At 71.9% G+C, this 20074-nt stretch carries 15 protein-coding genes; 2 read left to right on the top strand and 13 right to left on the bottom strand.

Annotated elements, in window-relative coordinates; all coding sequences use genetic code 11:
- Positions 1–19: 19 nt before the first annotated feature.
- The 12 genes from ACYVK7_RS09455 to ACYVK7_RS09510 all read right to left on the bottom strand — a co-directional run bounded on the left by ACYVK7_RS09455 (position 20) and on the right by ACYVK7_RS09510 (position 17399).
- Positions 20–1219 (bottom strand): phosphoglycerate kinase, encoded by a 1200-nt coding sequence (locus tag ACYVK7_RS09455; RefSeq protein WP_460887437.1) that lies wholly within the window; start codon positions 1217–1219, stop codon positions 20–22.
- 132 nt (positions 1220–1351) lie between these two features.
- Entirely contained in the window at positions 1352–2356 is a 1005-nt protein-coding gene (gene gap, locus ACYVK7_RS09460; RefSeq protein ID WP_460887438.1) for a type I glyceraldehyde-3-phosphate dehydrogenase, read from the bottom strand.
- A 334-nt stretch (positions 2357–2690) separates the two neighbouring features.
- Complete coding sequence (gene whiA, locus ACYVK7_RS09465) at positions 2691–3671, bottom strand: DNA-binding protein WhiA (protein ID WP_460887439.1); 981 nt, start codon at positions 3669–3671, stop codon at positions 2691–2693.
- Positions 3672–3761: 90 nt separating this feature from the next.
- Positions 3762–4772 (bottom strand): gluconeogenesis factor YvcK family protein, encoded by a 1011-nt coding sequence (locus tag ACYVK7_RS09470; protein WP_460887440.1) that lies wholly within the window; start codon positions 4770–4772, stop codon positions 3762–3764.
- A complete protein-coding gene (gene rapZ, locus ACYVK7_RS09475) occupies positions 4769–5707 on the bottom strand; it encodes an RNase adapter RapZ (protein ID WP_460887441.1) in 939 nt (312 codons plus the stop codon). Before rapZ ends, ACYVK7_RS09470 begins: the two co-directional genes overlap by 4 nt.
- 22 nt (positions 5708–5729) lie before the next feature.
- Positions 5730–7676 (bottom strand): excinuclease ABC subunit UvrC, encoded by a 1947-nt coding sequence (gene uvrC / locus ACYVK7_RS09480; protein WP_460887442.1) that lies wholly within the window; start codon positions 7674–7676, stop codon positions 5730–5732.
- A 51-nt stretch (positions 7677–7727) separates the two neighbouring features.
- The gene (locus tag ACYVK7_RS09485; protein ID WP_460887443.1) at positions 7728–8213 is read right to left on the bottom strand and encodes an OsmC family protein; all 486 of its coding nucleotides are present in this window, start codon (positions 8211–8213) and stop codon (positions 7728–7730) included.
- A gap of 41 nt (positions 8214–8254) precedes the next feature.
- Positions 8255–8917 carry a response regulator gene (locus ACYVK7_RS09490; RefSeq protein ID WP_460887444.1) on the bottom strand — a complete coding sequence of 221 codons (663 nt, stop codon included), beginning with the start codon at positions 8915–8917 and terminating at the stop codon, positions 8255–8257.
- Positions 8914–10278, bottom strand: coding sequence for a sensor histidine kinase (locus tag ACYVK7_RS09495; protein WP_460887445.1), 1365 nt, complete (start codon positions 10276–10278; stop codon positions 8914–8916). Before ACYVK7_RS09495 ends, ACYVK7_RS09490 begins: the two co-directional genes overlap by 4 nt.
- Positions 10279–10325: 47 nt before the next feature.
- Positions 10326–11432 (bottom strand): acyltransferase family protein, encoded by a 1107-nt coding sequence (locus ACYVK7_RS09500; RefSeq protein ID WP_460887446.1) that lies wholly within the window; start codon positions 11430–11432, stop codon positions 10326–10328.
- A gap of 144 nt (positions 11433–11576) precedes the next feature.
- Entirely contained in the window at positions 11577–14522 is a 2946-nt protein-coding gene (uvrA, locus tag ACYVK7_RS09505; RefSeq protein ID WP_460887447.1) for an excinuclease ABC subunit UvrA, read from the bottom strand.
- 81 nt (positions 14523–14603) lie between these two features.
- Positions 14604–17399: a tetratricopeptide repeat protein gene (locus tag ACYVK7_RS09510; RefSeq protein ID WP_460887914.1), complete on the bottom strand. Its 2796-nt coding sequence runs from the start codon at positions 17397–17399 to the stop codon at positions 14604–14606.
- Positions 17400–17670: 271 nt separating this feature from the next.
- Between ACYVK7_RS09510 and ACYVK7_RS09515 the strand changes: the two genes are divergently transcribed.
- Positions 17671–17907: a hypothetical protein gene (locus ACYVK7_RS09515; RefSeq protein WP_460887448.1), complete on the top strand. Its 237-nt coding sequence runs from the start codon at positions 17671–17673 to the stop codon at positions 17905–17907.
- Positions 17908–18007: 100 nt separating this feature from the next.
- On the opposite strand, the gene sthA is transcribed toward ACYVK7_RS09515, so the two are convergent.
- Positions 18008–19426, bottom strand: a complete 1419-nt coding sequence (sthA, locus tag ACYVK7_RS09520; RefSeq protein WP_460887449.1) for a Si-specific NAD(P)(+) transhydrogenase — start codon at positions 19424–19426, stop codon at positions 18008–18010.
- 79 nt (positions 19427–19505) lie between these two features.
- Between sthA and ACYVK7_RS09525 the strand changes: the two genes are divergently transcribed.
- Entirely contained in the window at positions 19506–19787 is a 282-nt protein-coding gene (locus tag ACYVK7_RS09525; RefSeq protein WP_460887450.1) for a YciI family protein, read from the top strand.
- Positions 19788–20074 lie beyond the last annotated feature (287 nt).

Below are 20074 nucleotides of genomic sequence, written 5' to 3' on the forward strand. Positions count from 1 at the left end.
TCAGTCGGCGAGCACCGGGTCAGTCGGCGAGCACCGTGAGGCCGGGGAGCTCCTTGCCCTCCAGCAGCTCGAGGCTCGCGCCGCCACCGGTCGAGATGTGGCTGAAGCCGGCCTCGTCGAAGCCGAGCGCGCGCACGGCCGCTGCCGAGTCGCCGCCACCCACGATGGAGAACGCGCCGTCGGCGGTCGCGTCGATGATCCCCTGTGCGACGGCGGTGGTGCCCGCGGCGAACGCCTCGAACTCGAACACGCCCATGGGGCCGTTCCAGGCGATCGTCTTCGCGTCGGCCAGCTTCTGCGCGAACAGCTTGCCCGACTCGGGGCCGATGTCCAGGCCCATGGTGCCGTCGGGGATCGAGTCGGCGGCGACGACCTGATGCGGCGCGTCGGCGGCGAACGAGTCGGCCGCGACGATGTCGACCGGCAGCACGATCTCGACGCCGTTCTCCTCGGCCGTGGCGATGTAGCCCTTGACGGTGTCGATCTGGTCGTCCTCCAGCAGGCTGTCGCCCACCGACAGCCCCTTGGCCGCCAGGAAGGTGAAGACCATGCCGCCGCCGATGAGCAGGCGGTCCGCCTTGGTCAGCAGGTTCGCGATGACGCCCAGCTTGTCCGACACCTTGGAACCGCCGAGCACGACGGCGTACGGGCGCTCGGGTTCGCCGGTCGCCTTCGACAGCGACTCGACCTCGCCGAGCACCAGGTCGCCGGCGGCTGCGGGCAGCACCTGCGCGATGTCGTACACGGACGCCTGCTTGCGGTGCACCACGCCGAAGCCGTCCGAGACGAACGCGTCGGCGAGCTGCGCCAGCTCACCGGCGAGCTCGGCGCGCTCCGCGTCGACCTTCGAGGTCTCGCGCGCGTCGAAGCGGACGTTCTCCAGGAGGGCGACCTGACCGTCGGCGAGGGCCTCCACGGTCGACTTCGCCGAGCCTCCGACGAGGTCCTCGGCGAGCACGACGTCCTGCCCGAGCAGCTCGCCCAGGCGAGCCGAGACGGGCGCGAGCGAGTACTGCGGGTCCGGCGCGCCCTTGGGGCGGCCGAGGTGTGCCAGCACGACGACGCGCGCACCGGCGTCGGTCAGCCGCTTCAGCGTCGGCAGCGCCGCGCGGATGCGGCCGTCGTCGGTGATCGTGGTCCCGTCGAGCGGGACGTTGAAGTCTGAGCGGACCAGGACGCGCTTGCCGCGCAGGTCGCCGAGGGAGTCGATGGTCTTCATAGGAGCACTCCAGGTCGAGAGACCGGCAGACAGGTTCTTCGCCAGTCGGGGTTCCGTCACATGACGACGTCCGCGTGCGCCGGCTGGCCGATGCGCACGCGGACGTCGGGGATCACGCTGGGGGAAAAGCCGTCAGAGCTTCTCGCCGACGAACACGGTGAGGTTCACGAGGCTGTTCGAGTAGCCCCACTCGTTGTCGTACCAGGAGACGACCTTGACCTGGTTGCCGATCACCTTGGTGAGCTTCGCGTCGTAGATGCTCTGGTGCGGGTTGGTCACGATGTCCGAGGAGACGATGTCGTCCTCGACGTACTCCAGCACGCCCTTGAGCGGGCCCTCGGCGGCGGCCTTGACCGCGGCGTTGACCTCCTCGAGCGTCACCTCGCGCGGCGCCTCGAACGTGAGGTCCGTGGCCGAGCCGGTGATGACCGGCACGCGCAGCGCGTAACCGTCGAGCTTGCCCTTGAGCTCCGGGAGCACCAGCGACACGGCCTTGGCGGCACCCGTCGTGGTGGGGACGATGTTCTGCGCGGCGGCACGGGCGCGGCGCAGGTCCTTGTGCGGGCCGTCCTGCAGGTTCTGGTCACCCGTGTAGGCGTGGATCGTGGTCATGAGGCCACGCTCGATGCCGATCGAGTCGTTCAGCGCCTTCGCCAGCGGGGCGAGGCAGTTGGTGGTGCACGACGCGTTCGAGATGATGTGGTGCGCCGCCGGGTCGTACAGCTCGTTGTTGACGCCCATGACGAAGGTGGCGTCCTCGTTCTTGGCCGGGGCCGAGATGATGACCTTCTTGGCGCCGGCGTCGATGTGCGCCTTCGCCTTGGTGGCGTCCGTGAAGAAGCCCGTGGACTCGATGACGATGTCCGCGCCCAGCTCGCCCCAGGGGAGGTTCGCGGGGTCGCGCTCCGCGAGCGCGCGGATCTTCTTGCCGTCCACGATGATGTTCTCGTCGTCGAACTCGACGGTCTTGCCGAGGCGGCCCAGCACCGTGTCGTACTTGAGCAGGTGCGCGAGCGTCTTGTTGTCGGTCAGGTCGTTGACGCCAACGACCTCGATGTCTGCACCCGACTCGACGAGAGCCCGGTAGAAGTTCCTGCCGATACGGCCGAAGCCGTTGATGCCGACGCGGATGGTCACAATGCCCTCCTCAGGGGCGCCGGCCGTCCCGGCGCACACGTTTCCTTGTATCTGTCGCCACTGGCGTCGATGGTCGACGGCGCAGTGCGTTGCCGGGTAGTCCGGGCACCGCGACCTCGCGACGACCCGAACGGGAAACGCGATGGTCACGGCGTCGTCACCTGACGATTTCGAGCCTATACCCGAACCGTGCCGAACCGTGACCCGAGCCCAGACAGTGTGCGACTCAGGGTTCTGTTCGTTCTCACAACCCGGATCCTGCGGTCCAGGTCAGAGGTCCAGCAGGTCAGAGGTCCAGCAGGTCAGAGGTCCAGCAGGTCAGAGGTCCAGCAGGTCAGAGGTCCAGCAGGTCGGCGGGCAGCCCGGCCTCGGTGTCGGGCACGCCGAGCTCGAGGGCGCGCTTGTCCGCCGTGGACAGCAGGCGACGGATCCGGCCCGCCACGGCGTCCTTGGACAGCTGCGGCTCGGCCAGGCGGCCCAGCTCCTCGAGCGACGCCTGCTTGTGCGCGAGGCGGAGCTCACCGGCCTGTCGCAGGTGGTCGGGCAGCTCGTCGCCCAGGATCTCGAAGGCACGCTGGACCCGGGCCCCCGCCGCGACCGCGGCGCGGGCGGACCGGCGCAGGTTCGCGTCGTCGAAGTTCGCCAGGCGGTTCGCGGTGCCGCGCACCTCGCGGCGCTCCCTGCGCTCCTCCCAGACCTTCAACGTCTCGGGTGCGCCGATGCGCTCGAGCATCCGCCCGATGGAGTCGCCGTCGCGGATCACCACGCGGTCGATGCCGCGCACCTCTCGGGACTTGGCCGCGACGCCCAGCCGGCGGGCCGCGCCGACGAGCGCGAGCGCCGCCTCCGGCCCGGGGCTGGTCACCTCGAGCGCCATGGACCGGCCGGGTTCCGTCAGGGAGCCGTGCGCGAGGAACGCTCCGCGCCAGACGGCCTCGGCCTCCTGCACGCCGGCGGACACCACCTCGGGCGCGAGGCCGCGCACGGGGCGGCCCCGTGCGTCGAGCAGGCCGGTCTGACGGGCGAGCGACTCCCCCTCGCGGACCACCCGGACCACGAACCGCGAGCTCTTCCGCAGCCCGCCCGCCTGGACCACGATGAGCTCGCTCGTGTGCCCGTACAGGTCGTGGATCGCATGTCGCAGCCGGGTCGCCGCCGCCTCCGTGTCGAGCTCCGCCTCGATCACGACCCGACCGGAGATGATGTGGAGACCGCCGGAGAACCGCAGTGTCGCGGAGACCTCTGCCTTACGGCAGGACGTCTTCGCCACCCGCACCCGCGCGAGCTCCTCCTTGACCTGTCCCGTGAGCGCCATGGCGTCATACTGCCATGGTCGTGGGTGAACCCGGTCGGTGGAATCGCGGACACTCGGGCGAATTGTCCCGGCGTGTCGCCTCACAGCCCGTCAGACGTCGCCGTAGACGCCCTCGAACACGTCGCGGTAGGCGGCGGCGAGGCGCAGCCCGTCGTGCTTGGCCGTGTCGTCGCCGCGCCGGACCTGCCGCATGATCACGCGGGCGCCCATCGACGCCGCGGCGGCCTCCAGGCCGGTGACGTCCTCGACCGCCGACGGGTCGGCGAGCACGGCGTCGATCCGTAGCCCGGGGGCGTGCTTGTGCAGCGCCTCCAGGTGGTCGACGGCGGTGAGCCCTGCCGTCTCCCCGTTCTCCGCCGACAGGTTGAGCGTCACGCAGCGCCGCGCCTTGGTGCTGTGCAGGGCGTCGGCGAGCTCGGGTACCAGCAGATGGACCAGCACCGACGAGTACCAGGAGCCCGGGCCGAGCACCACCCAGTCGGCGTCGAGCACCGCCTGCACCGCCTCCGGCGAGGCGGGCGGGTCGGCGGGCAGCAGCCGCAGCTGCTCGATCCGGCCCTCGGTGACTGCCACCCTGCTCTGGCCGACCACGGTCTCCAGGGTCGGCTCGGGACGCTCAGGGGTCGCGGGGTGCCGCACGTCCGCCTCGACCACCAGCGGGACCGAGGCCATCGGCAGCACCCGGCCCCTGGCGCCGAGCAGGCGGCCCACCCAGTCCAGGCCCTCCACCTCGTCGCCGAGCAGCTCCCACAGTGCCACGATCAGCAGGTTGCCCATGGCGTGGTTGTCCAGCTCGCCCTTCGACGAGAAGCGGTGCTGCAGCATCGCGCTCCAGGTGCGCCCCCACTCCGAGTCGTCGCAGAGGGCCGCGAGCGCCATCCGCAGGTCGCCGGGCGGCAGCACGTCGAGCTCCTCGCGCAGCCGTCCGGACGAGCCACCGTCGTCGGCCACGGTCACGACCGCCGTCAGGCGGTCCGACATCAGGCGCAGCGCGGACAGGCTCGCGGACAGGCCGTGCCCACCGCCCAGTGCGACCACGGAGGGATTCTTGCTCCACTCCGGCGCGGGGACGTCGGGCACTCCCGGGGCGTGCGGGATCATTCGCGACCCAGGTCCCGAGCCGAGACGGAGACGAGCTGGCCCCTGGCACGGAGCCGTTCGGCGATGGCTTCCGAGATGGCGACGGACCGGTGCTTTCCGCCCGTGCATCCCACGGCGATGGTCACGTAACGCTTCTCCTCGTTGAGGTAGCCGGCGAGCACCGGCGCAAGGGCATCGACGTAGCGGTCGATGAACTCGACGGCCCCCGGGCGCGCGAGCACGTAGTCGCGAACAGGCTGGTCGCGACCCGTCAGATGCCGCAGCTCGGTGATCCAGTACGGGTTGGCCAGGAACCGTACGTCCACCACGTGGTCCGCGTCCAGAGGGATGCCGTACTTGAACCCGAACGAGATGACGTTGACCCGCAGCACCTCGTTGATGTCGTGCGCCAGCCACCCGCGGATCTCCCGGGCGAGGTCGTGCACGGACAGGTCGGACGTGTCGATCCGCAGGTCGGCACGCTCGGCGAGGGTCGCGACGACGGACCGCTCCTCCGCGATGCCGTCGAGGATGCGCCCCTCGCCCTGCAGCGGGTGCGGGCGGCGCACCTGCTCGAAGCGACGCACCAGCACCTCGTCGCTCGCGTCGAGGAACAGGATCCGGTAGGCCACGCCGGCCTCCGTCATGTGCACGAGCACCTTGTCCAGCTCCGCGAAGAACTCCCGGCCGCGCACGTCCACGACGACCGCGACGCGCTCGATGCTCGACCCCTTGGCCATGAGGTCCACCAGGGGCACGAGCATCATGGGGGGCAGGTTGTCGACCACGTACCAGTCAAGGTCTTCCAGCACGGCCGCCGCTCGTGAGCGGCCGGCGCCCGACATTCCGGTGATCACCAGGACTTGCGGCTCGCTGTGCTCGGGGGCGTGCGTGGCGGCCTCGACCTCGGCGATACCGTCGGGTGCGGTGGTGGGTGACGGCTCGGTGTTGCTCATGGGGCCAAGCATGCCAGCACCGTCAGCCCTTGAGGGCGGCCACCACGGCCTCCGCCGTCTTGTCCCCCATGCCCCGCACGCTGGCGATCTCCTCGACGCTGGCCGCCTTGAGCCGCTTGAGCGAGCCGAAGTGCGTCAGGAGCACCTTCCGGCGCGCGGGACCGAGCCCTGGCACGTCGTCGAGCACGGACGCCGTCATGCCCTTGCTGCGCCGCCGGCGGTGCTGCGTGATGGCGAACCGGTGCGCCTCGTCGCGTACCCGCTGCAGCAGGTACAGGCCCTCGCTGGAGCGCTGCAGGATCACCGGGTAGTCGTCCCCGGGCACCCAGACCTCCTCCAGGCGCTTGGCCAGGCCGCAGAGGGCCACGTCGGTGATGCCGAGCTCGTCCATCGCGCGCTTCGCGGCGGCGACCTGCGGCGGGCCGCCGTCGACCACCACGAGGTTGGGCGGGTAGGCGAACCGGGCCTTCTCCTCGGGGGCGTCCGGGGCCACCTCGCCGTCGGACACCTCGGCGGACATCTCGACGTCGTTCGACCGGAGCCGGTCGGCGAGGTAGCGCTTGAAGCGCCGCGTGATGACCTCGTGCATGGCCTGGGTGTCGTCGCGGGCGCCGTCGCCGTCCGACCCGCGGATGCCGAACGAGCGGTACTCGCTCTTGCGGGGCAGGCCGTCCTCGAACACCACCATGGAAGCGGACTGGTAGGTGCCCTGCGTGTGCGAGATGTCGTAGCACTCGATGCGCAGGGGCGCCGACTCCAGGTCCAGCGCCTCCTGGATCTCCCGCAGCGCCTGGCTGCGGGTGGTGAGGTCACCGGCACGGCGGGTGCGGTGCAGCATGAGCGCGTGCTCGGCGTTCTTGCGGACGGTCTCGGCGAGCTCCTTCTTGTCGCCGCGCTGCGGCACGCGCACGTCCACCCGGGCACCGCGCAGCCCGGTGAGCCACGCCCCTACCTGGTCCAGGTCGGGCGGCAGCACGGGGACGAGCACCTCGCGGGGCACCGCGTCCCTGGCCTCCGGCCCGGTCGCCTCCTCCGCTGCCCCGTACACCTGCTGCAGCAGGTGCTCCACGAGCTCGCCGTCGGTGACGTCCTCGACCTTCTCGACCACCCAGCCGCGCTGGCCGCGGATGCGGCCGCCACGCACGTGGAACACCTGGACCGCGGCCTCGAGCTCGTCGCCCACCATGGCGAACACGTCGGCGTCCGTCGCGTCACCGAGCACCACCGCGTTCTTCTCCGTGGCCCGGCGCAGCGCCTCGATGTCGTCGCGCAGGCGGGCGGCCTGCTCGTACTCCATCTCCGCGGCGGCCTCCTGCATGCGCTTGGTCAGGCGCCGCTCGAACTTCGCGGTGTCACCGGCCATGAAGTCGCAGAAGTCGAGGACCAGCGCCCTGTGGTCCTCGACGCTGATCCGGCCGACGCACGGTGCCGAGCACTTGTCGATGTACCCGAGCAGGCAGGGGCGGCCCGACTGGCCCGCACGCTTGTAGACCCCCGCCGAGCAGGTGCGGATCGGGAAGACCCGCAGCAGCAGGTCGAGGGTCTCGCGGATGGCCCACGCGTGCCCGTAGGGACCGAAGTACCGCGTCCCCTTGCGCTTGGCCCCACGCATGACCTGGGCGCGCGGGACCTCCTCCCCGAGGGTCACCGCGAGGTAGGGGTACGACTTGTCGTCCCGGTACTTCACGTTGAACCGCGGGTCGTACTGCTGGATCCAGGTGAACTCGAGGGCGAGTGCCTCGACCTCCGTGCCCACCACCGTCCACTCGACCGACGCCGCGGTGGTCACCATCCGTCGCGTGCGCTCGTGCAGGTGCGCCACGTCCTGGAAGTAGTTCGCCAGGCGCTGGCGCAGGTTCTTCGCCTTGCCCACGTAGATGACCCGACCGTGCTCGTCACGGAACCGGTAGACACCGGGCGACGTCGGGATCTCTCCCGCCTTGGGTCGATAGGTAGCTGGATCCGCCATGACCCCAACCTAGACGGTGCCACTGACACCTGGGGGCGCGCTGCGCGGGGGTCAGACGGTGACGCCGAGGCGGGCGGGCGAGACGTGTACCGGGAAGTTCACCGACCGCGAGATGAAGCACATGGCGTGCGCCTTGTGGTGCAGGGCGGCGACGTGCTCGTCGGTAGCGAGCTCACCCGGGTCCACGACGATCTTCGGGTGCAGCGTCACGTCGGTGAACGCGCCCTCGCCACGGGCCTCGACCCGCATCGTGCCCGTCGCCGAGTCCTTGTACTCGCGCACGACCAGACCGGACTCCGCCGCGAGGTGCAGGAACCACAGCATGTGGCACTGGCTCAGGCTCGCGACGAACAGCTCCTCCGGGCTGTTCCGGGCGGGGTCGCCCCGGAACGCGGGGTCGGCCGAGCCGGGCAGCGGCGGCTTGTGCGGCAGGTCGATCTCGTGGTCCCGCGAGTACGCGGTGTACGACGACGTACCCGTGTCCCCAGCGCCCGTCCACCGCACCGTCACGGCGTAGTCATGCGTGGCTCCGCTCATGGGGTCAGCGTAGCGGCTGGTGGCCGGGATCACACTGCCGCTCAGGGCGGCGTGGCGGGCAGGAGTCCCCGCCGGTACGCCTCCCCGACGGCGGCGGCGCGGTCGCGCACGTCGAGCTTCCCGTAGACGTGCAGGAGGTGCGTCTTGACGCTGGCCTCGCTGATGAACAGACGGCGGGCGGCCTCGCGGTTGGACGCTCCGTCAGCCACCAGGGCGAGCACCTCGAGCTCGCGCGCTGTGAGCAGAGCGGGCGCGGGACGGCGTGCCTGGCTCATCAGGTGGCCCGCCGCGGCCGGGGCGAGGACCGCCTCGCCCCGCCGCGCCGCCCGGACGGCCGCGGCGAGCTCGTCCGTGCCCGCGTCCTTGAGGAGGTACCCGGTCGCCCCGGCGGCGACGGCGGGCAGCACGTCCGTCTCACCGTCGAACGTCGTCAGGACCAGGACGCGGACGTCCGGCACGCGTCGACGCAGCTCGGCCGTCGCCTCCACCCCGTCCATGACCGGCATCCGGAGGTCCATGAGCACCACGTCGACGTCGCCGCGCACCGCCCGGGAGACGGCCTGGCGCCCGTCGGCCACCTCGCCGACGACCGTGATCCCCGGGTCGTCGGCGAACGCACCGCGCAGCCCGTTGCGCACCACGGGGTGGTCGTCGGCGATCAGGAGCCGGATCGGGTGCTCGGCGGAGACGTCGCGCGCGGTCATGAGCGCCCCTGCCCGGCGGTGTCCGTGGTGGTCGCGAGGTCCGGCGCACCTGCGGCGGCCCCGCCACCGGCAGGGAGGACCGCGGCGGCGGCCGTCCTGCCCGCGGGGACGCTCGCGCTGACCGCCGTGCCCTCGCCAGGGGCGCTCTCCACGACGAGGGTGCCGCCGACGCCCTCGAGCCGCTCCCGCATCGCGATCAGGCCGAAGGTCTCGGCGCCGGCGTGCGGCGAGAAGCCCGCGCCGTCGTCCCGGACGTCGAGCAGCACGGCGTCGTCCAGGTAGCTGACGGTCACCCCCACCCGGCTCGCGGCCGCGTGCCGGGCGACGTTGGTCAGCGACTCCTGGGCCGCACGGAACAGGGCGACCTCCGCGGCGGGCGGCAGCGGCACGGCATCACCGGTGACGTCGCAGGAGCAGACCACGCCGTGGTCCGCCGCCCAGCGCCGGGTGAGGTCGGCCAGCGCCTCCGGGAGCCGTGAGCTCACCAGCTCGCCCGGGTGCATGGACCGCACGGAGCGACGGGCCTCGGCCAGCGAGTCCCGGGCCAGGTCGAGCGCCCGGTCGACGTGCGGACGCGCCCGCTCCGGGTCGTGCCAGACACGCTGCGCGGCCTGTGCCTGCGTGACGATCCCGGTCAGGCCCTGCGCCAGCGTGTCGTGGATCTCACCGGCCAGACGACGTCGCTCGTCCGCCACGCCCGCGTCGCGCGCCTGCTCGACGAGGCGGGCGTGCAGTCTCTCGTTCTCGGCGAGCGCCAGCTCCAGGCGGGTGACCGCACGCTGCTGCTCGCGCTGCTGCTCCATGCCCCTGACGGACAGGACGTAGCCCCCGGAGATGGCGACGGTCTGCACGACGACGATGAGGGCGAGCATCCCGATCGAACGGAGCGTCGGCTCAGGGCTGATCGTCACGAGGTTGATGACGAGCGACGTGGCGAGCACCCCCGCCGAGACCGCCGACCACGAGCGTGGGTGACGGGCCAGGTAGTACGCGTGGAAGAACCCGGTGATCACGAAGATCACGAAGTAGTCGTCGAGCGTGGCGAGCACCCCGGCGAACGTCAGCAGGCCGGCCAGGTAGACGACGGTCACCCTCCGGCCGCGGGCGAGCGGGTCGTGCCGGGTGTGGCCGGCCAGGATCCACCCGGCGGCGAGCACGACGAGCACGAGCTGCACCATCCGGTCGACCGGTCCGTAGGCCCCCGGGGCCGGTGCGGTGAGGCTGAGGATCAGGGGGACGAGGAGCAGGATCCAGGGCACGGCCACCAGGAACGCCTCGAACCGCAGCCAGACGTCCGGCCCGCTCAGGTCGGCACGCCACTGGCGCACGGACCAGCGCCGGGCTGTCGCGTCGTCGTCCACCGGATCCCTCTCCTTGCCGTCGTGGTACATCGTGACAGGGGGTGGGCTCAGAGCACCTGCCGCGCGCCAGGTAGGGCGCGCACTGCCCGTGCGACGGCCCAGCACACGGGGAGCGCCGTGACCGCCAGCAGGGCGAACTTCGCGACCGCGGGCGCGTCGACCGGGGCCAGCACCAGCGCGAGCAGCACGAGCACCGGCCCGTGGACGAGGTACACGGCGTAGGCGTTGCCCGCGAGGAAGCGCAGCGGTCGACCCTGCACGGCGAACCACGTGCGGAACAGCACGAGCGCACAGGTGGTGAGCCCGAGTGCCGTCGCGACCGACGCCGCGGCGGTCACCAGCGACTGCCACGACCCCCCGCCGGCGAAGGTGTCCGGGGAGGTGACCGCCACCGCCAGGTACACGGCGGCCCCCGCCACGGCGGCCGCCCCACCGGTCCGGGCGGCCCGCGCGGTGAGCGCGTCCAGCCAGCCCCTGCGCAGCGCCAGCGTGCCGAGCCAGAAGAACGCCACGTACAGCGGCAGGTGGTCGGGCGTGGGCAGGCCCACGACCGGCCAGGCCGTCTCGGTCGGCACCAGGATGCGCCACAGCCAGACGGCAGCGGTCAGGCCCGCTGCGAAGAGCAGGACCGTGCGTGTCCCGGGCAGGCCCCGCACGAGCACGGGAGCGTGGCGCCGACCACGGCGCAGGTGCCGCCACGCGGCGTGGACGAGAGACATGACCAGGAGGGTCTCGACGAACCACATGTACTGCGGCGTCGCCACGTCCGCCCACCACCGCAGCGGAGACGTCCCGGCGCCGGCCGACGGGAAGTCGTGGAGGTTCATCAGCGGGTTCAGCACGACGAGGAACACCAGCAGCGGGATCCCGAGACGGCGCAGCCGGTCCAGGGAGTACGACCGGGCGCCCTTGCGCTCGATGGACCCTGGTGCGAACAGGCCGGAGATCGCGAAGAACGCGCTCATGAACCACAGCTGGTTCAGGACCAGGAACAGGAGGAGCAGGGCCGAGGTGGGGCCGCGTCCGGGTTCGTGGTACGGCCAGACGGCCAGGGGGCTGTAGACGACGGCCGCGTGGTGCAGCACCACGAGAACGGTCAGCCAGAGCCGGAGGTTGTCCACGTACGCCAGGCGGGGCGCGGTCGGTGTACTCATGGCACCCAGCCTCGTCCCGGGCGGGACGGCGCGGATCAACCGTCGGGTCCACCGATCGGTGGATCTCCGTCAGCCGATCAGCCGGGACGACGCACCGTCCCGCCCGGCACCGTCCCGCCCGGCGCTGTCCCGTCCCGCGCCGTCTCAGGCCGTGGCGGCCGCCTTGGCCTTCGTGGTCCGCTTGGCCGCCGGCTTGCGCTTCGCCGCGCCGTTGGCGGGCGCGATCACCGGGATCTCCCCCGCCTGCGCATGCCCGTCGAGGATCTCCGCGAGGTACGTACCGGTGTGGCTCTCCGGAACGGTCGCGACCGCCTCCGGCGTGCCCTGCGCCACGACGTTGCCGCCGCCGCTGCCGCCCTCCGGGCCCATGTCGATGACCCAGTCGGCGTTCTTGATCACGTCGAGGTTGTGCTCGATCACGATGACCGTGTTGCCCTTGTCCGCCAGTGACTGCAGCACACCCAGCAGGCGCCGGACGTCCTCGAAGTGCAGGCCGGTGGTCGGCTCGTCCAGCACGTAGGCCGAGCGCCCCGAGGACCGCTTCTGCAGCTCCGCCGCCAGCTTGACGCGCTGCGCCTCACCACCGGAGAGCGTGGGCGCGGGCTGTCCGAGCCGCACGTAGCCGAGGCCCACGTCGACCAGCGTGGACAGGTGCCGCGAGATCGCGGGGAACGCCTTGAAGAACTCCGCGGCCTCCTCGATCGGCATGTCGAGCACGTCGGCGACCGTCTTGCCCTTGAAGTGCACCTCGAGCGTCTCGCGGTTGTACCGCGCCCCGTGGCAGACCTCGCAGGGCACGTAGACGTCCGGCAGGAAGTTCATCTCGATCTTGATGGTGCCGTCGCCCGCGCAGGCCTCGCAGCGCCCGCCCTTGACGTTGAAGGAGAACCGGCCGGGCCCGTAGCCACGCACCTTGGCCTCCTCGGTCTCCGCGAAGATCTTGCGGATACGGTCCCAGACGCCGGTGTACGTGGCCGGGTTCGAGCGCGGCGTGCGGCCGATCGGCCCCTGGTCCACATGGACCACCTTGTCGAGCTCGTCCAGACCCGTCACGCGCCGGTGCCGCCCCGCGACCCGGCGGGCGCCGTTGAGCTGGTTCGCCATGACCGTGTACAGGATCGAGTTGACGAGCGTGGACTTGCCGGAGCCGGAGACGCCAGAGACGACCGTCAGCACGCCGAGCGGGAACGACACGTCGACGTCACGCAGGTTGTTCTCGTGCGCGCCCACGACCGTGACCTGCCGGGCCTTGTCGACCGCGCGGCGCTTTGCCGGCACCGGGATGGTCCGGCGGCCCGCCAGGTACGCGCCCGTGACCGAGTCCTTCTTCTCGAGCAGGCCGGCGTAGTCCCCCGAGTGGATGACGTTGCCGCCGTGCTCGCCGGCGCCCGGGCCGATGTCGACGATCCAGTCGGCCGCGCGGATCGTGTCCTCGTCGTGCTCGACGACGATGAGCGTGTTGCCGAGGTCGCGCAGACGCGTGAGCGTGTCGATGAGGCGGCGGTTGTCCCGCTGGTGCAGCCCGATGGACGGCTCGTCCAGCACATACAGCACGCCGACCAGCCCGGAGCCGATCTGGGTGGCGAGCCGGATCCGCTGGGCCTCGCCGCCGGACAGCGTGCCCGCGGGACGCTCCAGCGTGAGGTAGTGCAGCCCCACGTCGAGCAGGAAGCCGAGGCGGGCGTGGATCTCCTTGAGCACCTCGGTGGCGATCTGCGCCTCGCGGACCCCGAGCTCGATGCCCTTGAGGAACTCGGCGGCCTCGCCCACCGGGAGGCGGCTGACATCGGCGATGGACAGCCCGCCCACCTTGACCGCGAGCACCTCCGGCTTGAGCCGCGCGCCACCGCACGTGGGGCACGGCACCTCACGCATGTAGGCCTCGTACTTCTCCTTGGACCAGTCGGAGTCGGTCTCGCGGTGCCGGCGCTCCAGGAACGTCACGGCACCCTCGAACCCGGTCGAGTACTGCCGCTCGCGGCCCCAGCGGTTCTTGTACTTGACGTGCACCTTGTGGTCACGACCGTGCAGGATCGCCTCGCGGGCACGCTCGGGCAGCGCACGCCACGGCACGTCCATGGAGAACTTCATCTCGTCCGCGAGCGCGGTCAGCACCCGCTCGAAGTACTCCGAGGACGTCTGCGCCCACGGCACGACGGCGCCACCGCGGAGCGTCTGCTCGTCGTCCGGCACGATGAGGTCCGGGTCGACCTCCAGCCGGAAGCCGATGCCGGTGCACTCGGGGCAGGCGCCGTACGGCGCGTTGAACGAGAAGGTCCGCGGCTCGATCTCGTCGAGCGCCAGGGTGTGCTCGTTGGGGCACGCCCGCTTCTCGGAGAACTTGCGGGTACGCGCCAGGTCGTCGATGTCGGCGTCCACCAGCTCGATCATCACGAGCCCGTTCGCCAGGGCGAGCGCGGTCTCCACGGAGTCCGTGAGCCTGCGCTGCACGCCCTCGCGCGAAACGAGCCGGTCCACGACCACCTCGATGTCGTGCTTCAGCTTCTTCTCCAGCGCGGGCGGGTCGGTCAGCTGCACGACCTCCCCGTCGACGCGGGCGCGCGAGAAGCCCTTGGCCTGCAGCTCCTTGAACAGGTCCGAGTACTCGCCCTTGCGGCCGCGCACGACGGGTGCCAGCACCTGGTAGCGCGTGCTCTCGGGCAGCTCGAGGATCTGGTCGACGATCTGCTGGGGTGTCTGCGACTGCACCTTCTCGCCGCACACCGGGCAGTACTGGGTGCCCGCGCGCGCGAAGAGCAGGCGCAGGTAGTCGTACACCTCGGTGATGGTGCCGACGGTGGACCGCGGGTTGCGGTTGGTGGACTTCTGGTCGATCGACACCGCGGGCGACAGACCCTCGATGAAGTCGACGTCAGGCTTGTCCATCTGGCCCAGGAACTGCCGCGCGTAGGCGGACAGGGACTCGACGTACCGGCGCTGACCTTCGGCGAAGATCGTGTCGAACGCGAGCGACGACTTACCGGAGCCCGACAGCCCCGTGAACACGATGAGCCGGTCCCTGGGCAGGTCCAGATCGACGTTCTTGAGGTTGTGCTCCCGGGCTCCCGAGACGACGAGACGATTGCTCACACAGGCATACTAGGGCGCCTCACCGACATTCGCACGCCTGTTCTATGGATGAGCCTGTCGGACTCGTCACACCGCTCCGCGTCAGCGCACGGGGCGGCCGCCGGCCACGCCGGCGCGGCGCACCCGAGCCTGCAGGTCAAGGGCGCGCAGCAGGTCCTGCTCGTGCGCGTACGACCCGTCGACGAGGCGCCGTCGCACGTCCACGACCTCCTGCGCGTACTGGGCCGCCGGCTCGAACCGCTCGAGGTCGAGGTGGACCGACACCATGTTGGAGAGCGCGGACGCCAGGCCGGGCAGGTGGAGCTCAGGGCTCCGTCGGGCCAGGTCCCTGCGCACGCGCACGGCCTCCGCCGTCGGGTCGATGCCCTCCTCGGACCGCCCCGCGTCGATGAGGGCCGCCCCCAGGTTCAGCAGCGCGTCGGCGAGGTCGGGCTCGAAGCGGTCCGGGTCGCCGGCGGCCAGCAGGCGCAGCTGGGCGACGGCCTCCCGAGTGGGCGCGACGGCGTCGGCCGCCCGGCCCAGCTCCGAGAACAGCACGCCCAGGTTGGACAGCGAGCGCGCCAGGTACTCCTCGCCGGGCTGCCCCTCCTCCGCCAGGCCACGCCGGATCGCCACCGCCTCCTGCTCCAGCGGCAGCGCCTCCTCCGGCTCGCCGGACCGGGAGTGCGTCACCGCGAGGTTGGACAGGGAGGCCGCCAGCATCCGGCGGTACCGGGTCGGGTTCTCGCGCACGAGCCGGCGGCGCAGCAGCACCGCCTCCCGCTCGATGGCTATCGCCTCGTCCAGGTCGCCGAGCCGGGAGCGCACGGCACCGAGCGACGCGAGGGTGTAGGCGAGCGTCCACGTGTGCGCGACCGGGTTCTCGCGCGCGAGCTCGCGGCGCAGCGCCACGGCCTCGCCGAGCGGCCCGATCGCGTCGCGGTCCCGGCCCAGCGCCGCGTACGCGTTGCCGAGGTTCGTCAGCACGAACCCGAGCTGCGGGCGGTGCCGCTGGGCGGCCTGCAGCACGAGCTCGCGGCTGATGTCCACCGCCTCCTGCGCGCAGGGAAGGGCCTCCTGGGGGCGACTCTCGGTCAGGGTCACCGCCCGGTTGGACAGCGTCTGCGCCAGCGGGACGCCCCACTGCCGGGGATCACGGGCCACGAGGGTCCGCAGGATCGGGATGACCTCGGCGTTCCGCGCCTCGTGCTCCTGCGGGTGCCCGGTCTCGACCAGGCTGACGGTCAGGCTGATCAGGGTCCGGGCCAGCTCGGGCTCCACCCAGGTCACGTCCCGCTCCGGGGCCGCACGGCACAGCTCGAGCGCCTCGAGCTCAAGCCGCAGCGCCTCCTGGGTCAGCCCGGCGCCCCAGTGCGCGGTGCCCAGCGTGTTGATCGAGTCGATCAGGGCCGTCCGGTACCGGTCGAGATCTCCTGCCGCGAGGCGCCGCCAGGCGGCGACGGCGGCGTCGAGGGTGTCGAGCGCCTCCGCCAGCCGGCCCGACTCCTTCAGCGCGGCACCGAGGTCGAGCAGCGCCTCCGCGCGGCCCACCGGGTCCCGCGCCACCACGACCGCCTGCTGGCCCCGCTCGACGTCGTCGGCGGTGCCCCCGAGCAGGCTGCGCTGCTTGAGCAGGAACATGGTCCGCAGGGCGCGCGGATCGTCGCCGCACGAGTCGGCGGCGCGCCGCAGGAGCTCGCCCGCGAGCGCCGCGGCTCCTGGCTGCTCCCCCAGCTCGACCTCGACCCGGCGGGCGACCCGCACCACCCGCAGCGCCGCCCTCCTGGACAGTCCCCACGTGCACGAGCCGACCAGGGCGACCGATCGCCCGAGCCGGTCCACGATGAGCAGGTCGCCGACGCGGTCGTGCCCCACGGCACTCGCCCCGAGGCCCACCACGGAGCTCTGCAGCCCGAGCAGCCACCGGGCTCCCGCGCGGACCGGCAGGCCGGGGACGACGCGGCGCAGCACGTCGCGCGCGCCGGCCGCGTCGTCCACGCCGAGCAGGCACGCCGCCGCCACGACGTCCTGGACCTCGTCGATGGTCAGGTCGAGCCCGGCCTCCCGCGCCGACCAGGCCCACGAGCTCGCGGCGACCTCGAGCAGGGCGCGGACGGGGTGCGGCTCGTCCGCGGGGACCGGGGTGCCCGCCGCCTCGAGCGCGGCCAGCGCTGCGGCCGCGTGCAGGTCGACCACGCGGGTGGCGCCGGCCGGTTCGGGCGCTCGCACGTCGGCCACGCCGGGGCTCTCGACACCGAGACGTTCGGCGAACGCGGCGACCGCGGCCTCCAGCACGACGTCGTCCGGCAGGCCGGGCGTCAGCGGCAGGCCGAGCGCGGTCTGCGTCGCGGCTCCGGGCTCGAGCTGCGTCCAGAGCGTCGAGCCCCAGCGCAGGCGGCGTAGCCACTCCCCCGCGACACGGGCGAGCAGCAGGACGCGGGTGCGGCCTCCGGCGGGCCGGCCGAGGGCGTCGAGCATCGCACCGAGGTCGAGCCGGGTCGCCGCGTTGTCCACGACGAAGAGCACGTCACCGTCCGGTCGCGCACGGATCGTCGCTGCCTCCTTGCCGCGCGGTACCGGGACCACGGTCCAGCCGGAGACGCGCATCCGGTCGCCGAACTCGAGCGCCAGCCGGGTCTTGCCGAAGCCTGCCGGCGCGACGACCAGCCGGAGCCGGATCGGTGTGGCGCCCTCGGCCCAGGTACGCAGCTCGTCGAGCTCCTCTTCGCGGCCGAGGAACGGGACGACGGCCTGCGCGGGGTCGAGCAGGGCGGTCGGCCACCTGACGCCGTCGCGCGGCACCTCGTCCGGAGCAGACGTCAGCGGACCGCGGCGTACCGCTGCGCGGGCGGCCCGGACCGCGGCGGCCAACCGGGTCGACACCTCCGAGACCACCACGATGAGCAAGTCAACAGGACGAACGTCCAACACTGCAAGGGGAACGGCAAGGCTGATTCACCCCGCGCACGGATCGACGCCGAGCGTCCAGGGCCCACCCGGGGACGGGAGCGCTGGTGAACGCCGCCGTCGGGCCGCCGCGCCGTGCCGGCCCGACACGCTGTCGCGACAATTAGGGCAAAGGTTGCATATCGCCTTGGATAGCGACATCCTTCCCTCGGCCGGGTGAAAGCCCTGCCGCTCCACGACCGCACGGACGAAAGGCAGGCACGTGAGCCTGAACCTCAACAAGCTCGTCGACAAGGCCTACAACGACCAGAGCATCGCCGCCATCCTGTCGGCACCGCCGTCGGCGCTGCTCGGCCTCACGCCGAAGCACGACGAGATGCTCGCCGAGCTCAAGATCAAGACCATCGAGGACCTGGGCAAGTGGCAGCACGCGCTGCACGCACAGGCGCTCGTGACGCTCGCCGACGCCGAGGTGCCTTCGGTGGCCGGCGACAAGTAGCACCGGCTCACGCGTCGCGGCAGACGCAGGACGGCACCCGCTCACCGCACGGTGGGCGGGTGCCGTCGTCGACACCGGTCGGCGCGGAGCGCCGCGGCCGTCACATGCCGAACCGCTCCACGTCGCGCATCTTGTTGGTCGCGTCGAGGGCGGCCACCTTGTACGCCTCCGCGAGCGTCGGGTAGTTGAACACCGTGTCGACCAGGTGGTCAACGGTGCCGCCGGTCGTCATGATCGCCTGGCCGATGTGGATGATCTCCGTGGCCCCCGTACCGAACACGTGCACACCCAGCACCTTGCGGTCCTCGGTCGAGACGAGCAGCTTGAGCATCCCGTAGGAGTCGCCGACGATCTGCCCCCGCGCCAGCTCGCGGTAGCGCGCGATCCCGACCTCGTACGGCACGCCCGCGGTGGTGAGCTGGCCTTCCGTGTCCCCGCAGTAGGAGATCTCGGGAATCGTGTAGATCCCGATCGGCTGCAGCTCGAGCACCGACGAGACCGGCTCGCCGAACGCGTGGTACGCCGCCAGACGACCCTGCTCCTGCGAGGTCGCCGCGAGCGCGGGGAAGCCGATCACGTCGCCGACGGCGTAGATGTGCTCCACGGAGGTGCGGAACTGCTTGTCGACCTGGAGCCGCCCGCGCTTGTCCGCCTCGAGCCCGGCGGCGGCCAGGTCGAGCCCGTCGGTCGAGCCCTGCCGCCCGGCGGAGTAGAGCACGCAGTCGGCCGGGATCCGCTTGCCCGAGGCGAGCGCGGTGACCGTCCCGTCGGCGCCCGCGGTCACGGACTCCACGGTCTCGCCCAGCCGGAACGTCACCGACAGGTCACGGAGCTGGAACTTGAGCGCCTCGACCACCTCGGAGTCGCAGAACTCGAGGATCTTCTCGCGCGCCTCGACGACGGTGACCCGCGTACCGAGCGCGGCGAAGACCGACGCGTACTCGATGCCGATCACGCCCGCACCGACCACGACCATGGTGCGGGGCACCTCGCTCATGTCGAGGATGCCGTCGGAGTCGACCACACGCACGCCGTCGAACGCGATGTTCGCGGGCCGGGCGGGCCGGGTGCCGACCCCGACGACCACCTTGTCCGCGGTCAGCCGGCGGACGACGTCGCCCTCCGGGTCCGTCACCTCGATGTCGTGCGGCCCGGCGAACCGGGCGCTGCCCACGACGGTCTCGACCTGGTTGCGCGCCAGCTGGTTGCGCACCACCTCGATCTCCCGCCCGATGACGTGCTGCAGGCGGGCGAGCAGGTCCTGGACCGTGATGTGCTCCTTGAGCCGGTAGCTGGAGCCGTACACGTCCCGCATCTGCAGGCCGGTCAGGTAGAGCGCGGCCTCGCGCAGCGTCTTGGACGGGATGGTGCCGGTGTGGAGGCTCACGCCGCCGACATGGTCGCGCCGTTCGACCACCGCGACCCGCTTGCCCAGCTTGGCGGCGCCGATCGCGGCCTTCTGGCCGCCGGGGCCGGATCCGATCACGACGAGGTCGAAGTGGTTCTCACGTGCGTCCATGGTCCGAGTCTGCCTGGTGGGGGTGCCGTGTGACGAACGACTTCATCAAGAGTTCACCGGTCGTGGCAGGCTGACGCCCATGAGCATCTACGCCGTGAGCTACACCTACACCGACGACGTGACGACCCGTGACGAGGTCCGCCCGAGCCACCGTGAGTTCCTGCTCGGGCTCAACGCGCAGGGCATCGTCCGCGCCTCCGGCCCGGTCGACGGCGGGACAGGCGCCCTCGTCGTGGTCGAGGCGGAGTCGGCCGACGCCGCCCTGGCGATCCTGGACGCCGACCCGTTCACCGTCCGCGGCGTGATCGCCGAGCGCAACGTGCGCCAGTGGGACGTGGTCATCGGAGGCCTGGCCGAGTAGCGCAGCGCCACCGGCCCGCTCCCGTGCCGGCGACGCTCGTCACGGTGCCGAGCTCGGTGGCGCAGCCGAGGACCCCGCTGGCCTCGTGCAGGCCCGCTGTCGCGTCCTCGGGCACGGTGCGTCCTCGGGCACCGTGCGTCCTCGGGCACGGTGACCTGCCACGAGGCGGTGAGCGAGCGGCCCGAGGGAAGTGCCCCACCGTCCGGCACGTCGGCCTCGCGGACTCCCATCGGTCCGGCAACGGGTCCCACCGTGTCAACACCGGGCGACGGGTCAGACGGCCCAAT

This window comes from Promicromonospora xylanilytica (genome assembly GCF_054782895.1).

What these genes read in the sequence shown, in the direction of transcription:
- ACYVK7_RS09455 (WP_460887437.1), bottom strand. Translation starts at nt 1,219, where the DNA reads ATGAAGACCATCGACTCCCTCGGCGACCTGCGCGGCAAGCGCGTCCTG.
- whiA (WP_460887439.1), bottom strand. Translation starts at nt 3,671, where the DNA reads ATGGCGCTCACGGGACAGGTCAAGGAGGAGCTCGCGCGGGTGCGGGTG.
- ACYVK7_RS09470 (WP_460887440.1), bottom strand. Translation starts at nt 4,772, where the DNA reads ATGATCCCGCACGCCCCGGGAGTGCCCGACGTCCCCGCGCCGGAGTGG.
- rapZ (WP_460887441.1), bottom strand. Translation starts at nt 5,707, where the DNA reads ATGAGCAACACCGAGCCGTCACCCACCACCGCACCCGACGGTATCGCC.
- uvrC (WP_460887442.1), bottom strand. Translation starts at nt 7,676, where the DNA reads ATGGCGGATCCAGCTACCTATCGACCCAAGGCGGGAGAGATCCCGACG.
- ACYVK7_RS09485 (WP_460887443.1), bottom strand. Translation starts at nt 8,213, where the DNA reads ATGAGCGGAGCCACGCATGACTACGCCGTGACGGTGCGGTGGACGGGC.
- ACYVK7_RS09490 (WP_460887444.1), bottom strand. Translation starts at nt 8,917, where the DNA reads ATGACCGCGCGCGACGTCTCCGCCGAGCACCCGATCCGGCTCCTGATC.
- ACYVK7_RS09500 (WP_460887446.1), bottom strand. Translation starts at nt 11,432, where the DNA reads ATGAGTACACCGACCGCGCCCCGCCTGGCGTACGTGGACAACCTCCGG.
- sthA (WP_460887449.1), bottom strand. Translation starts at nt 19,426, where the DNA reads ATGGACGCACGTGAGAACCACTTCGACCTCGTCGTGATCGGATCCGGC.
- ACYVK7_RS09525 (WP_460887450.1), top strand. Translation starts at nt 19,506, where the DNA reads ATGAGCATCTACGCCGTGAGCTACACCTACACCGACGACGTGACGACC.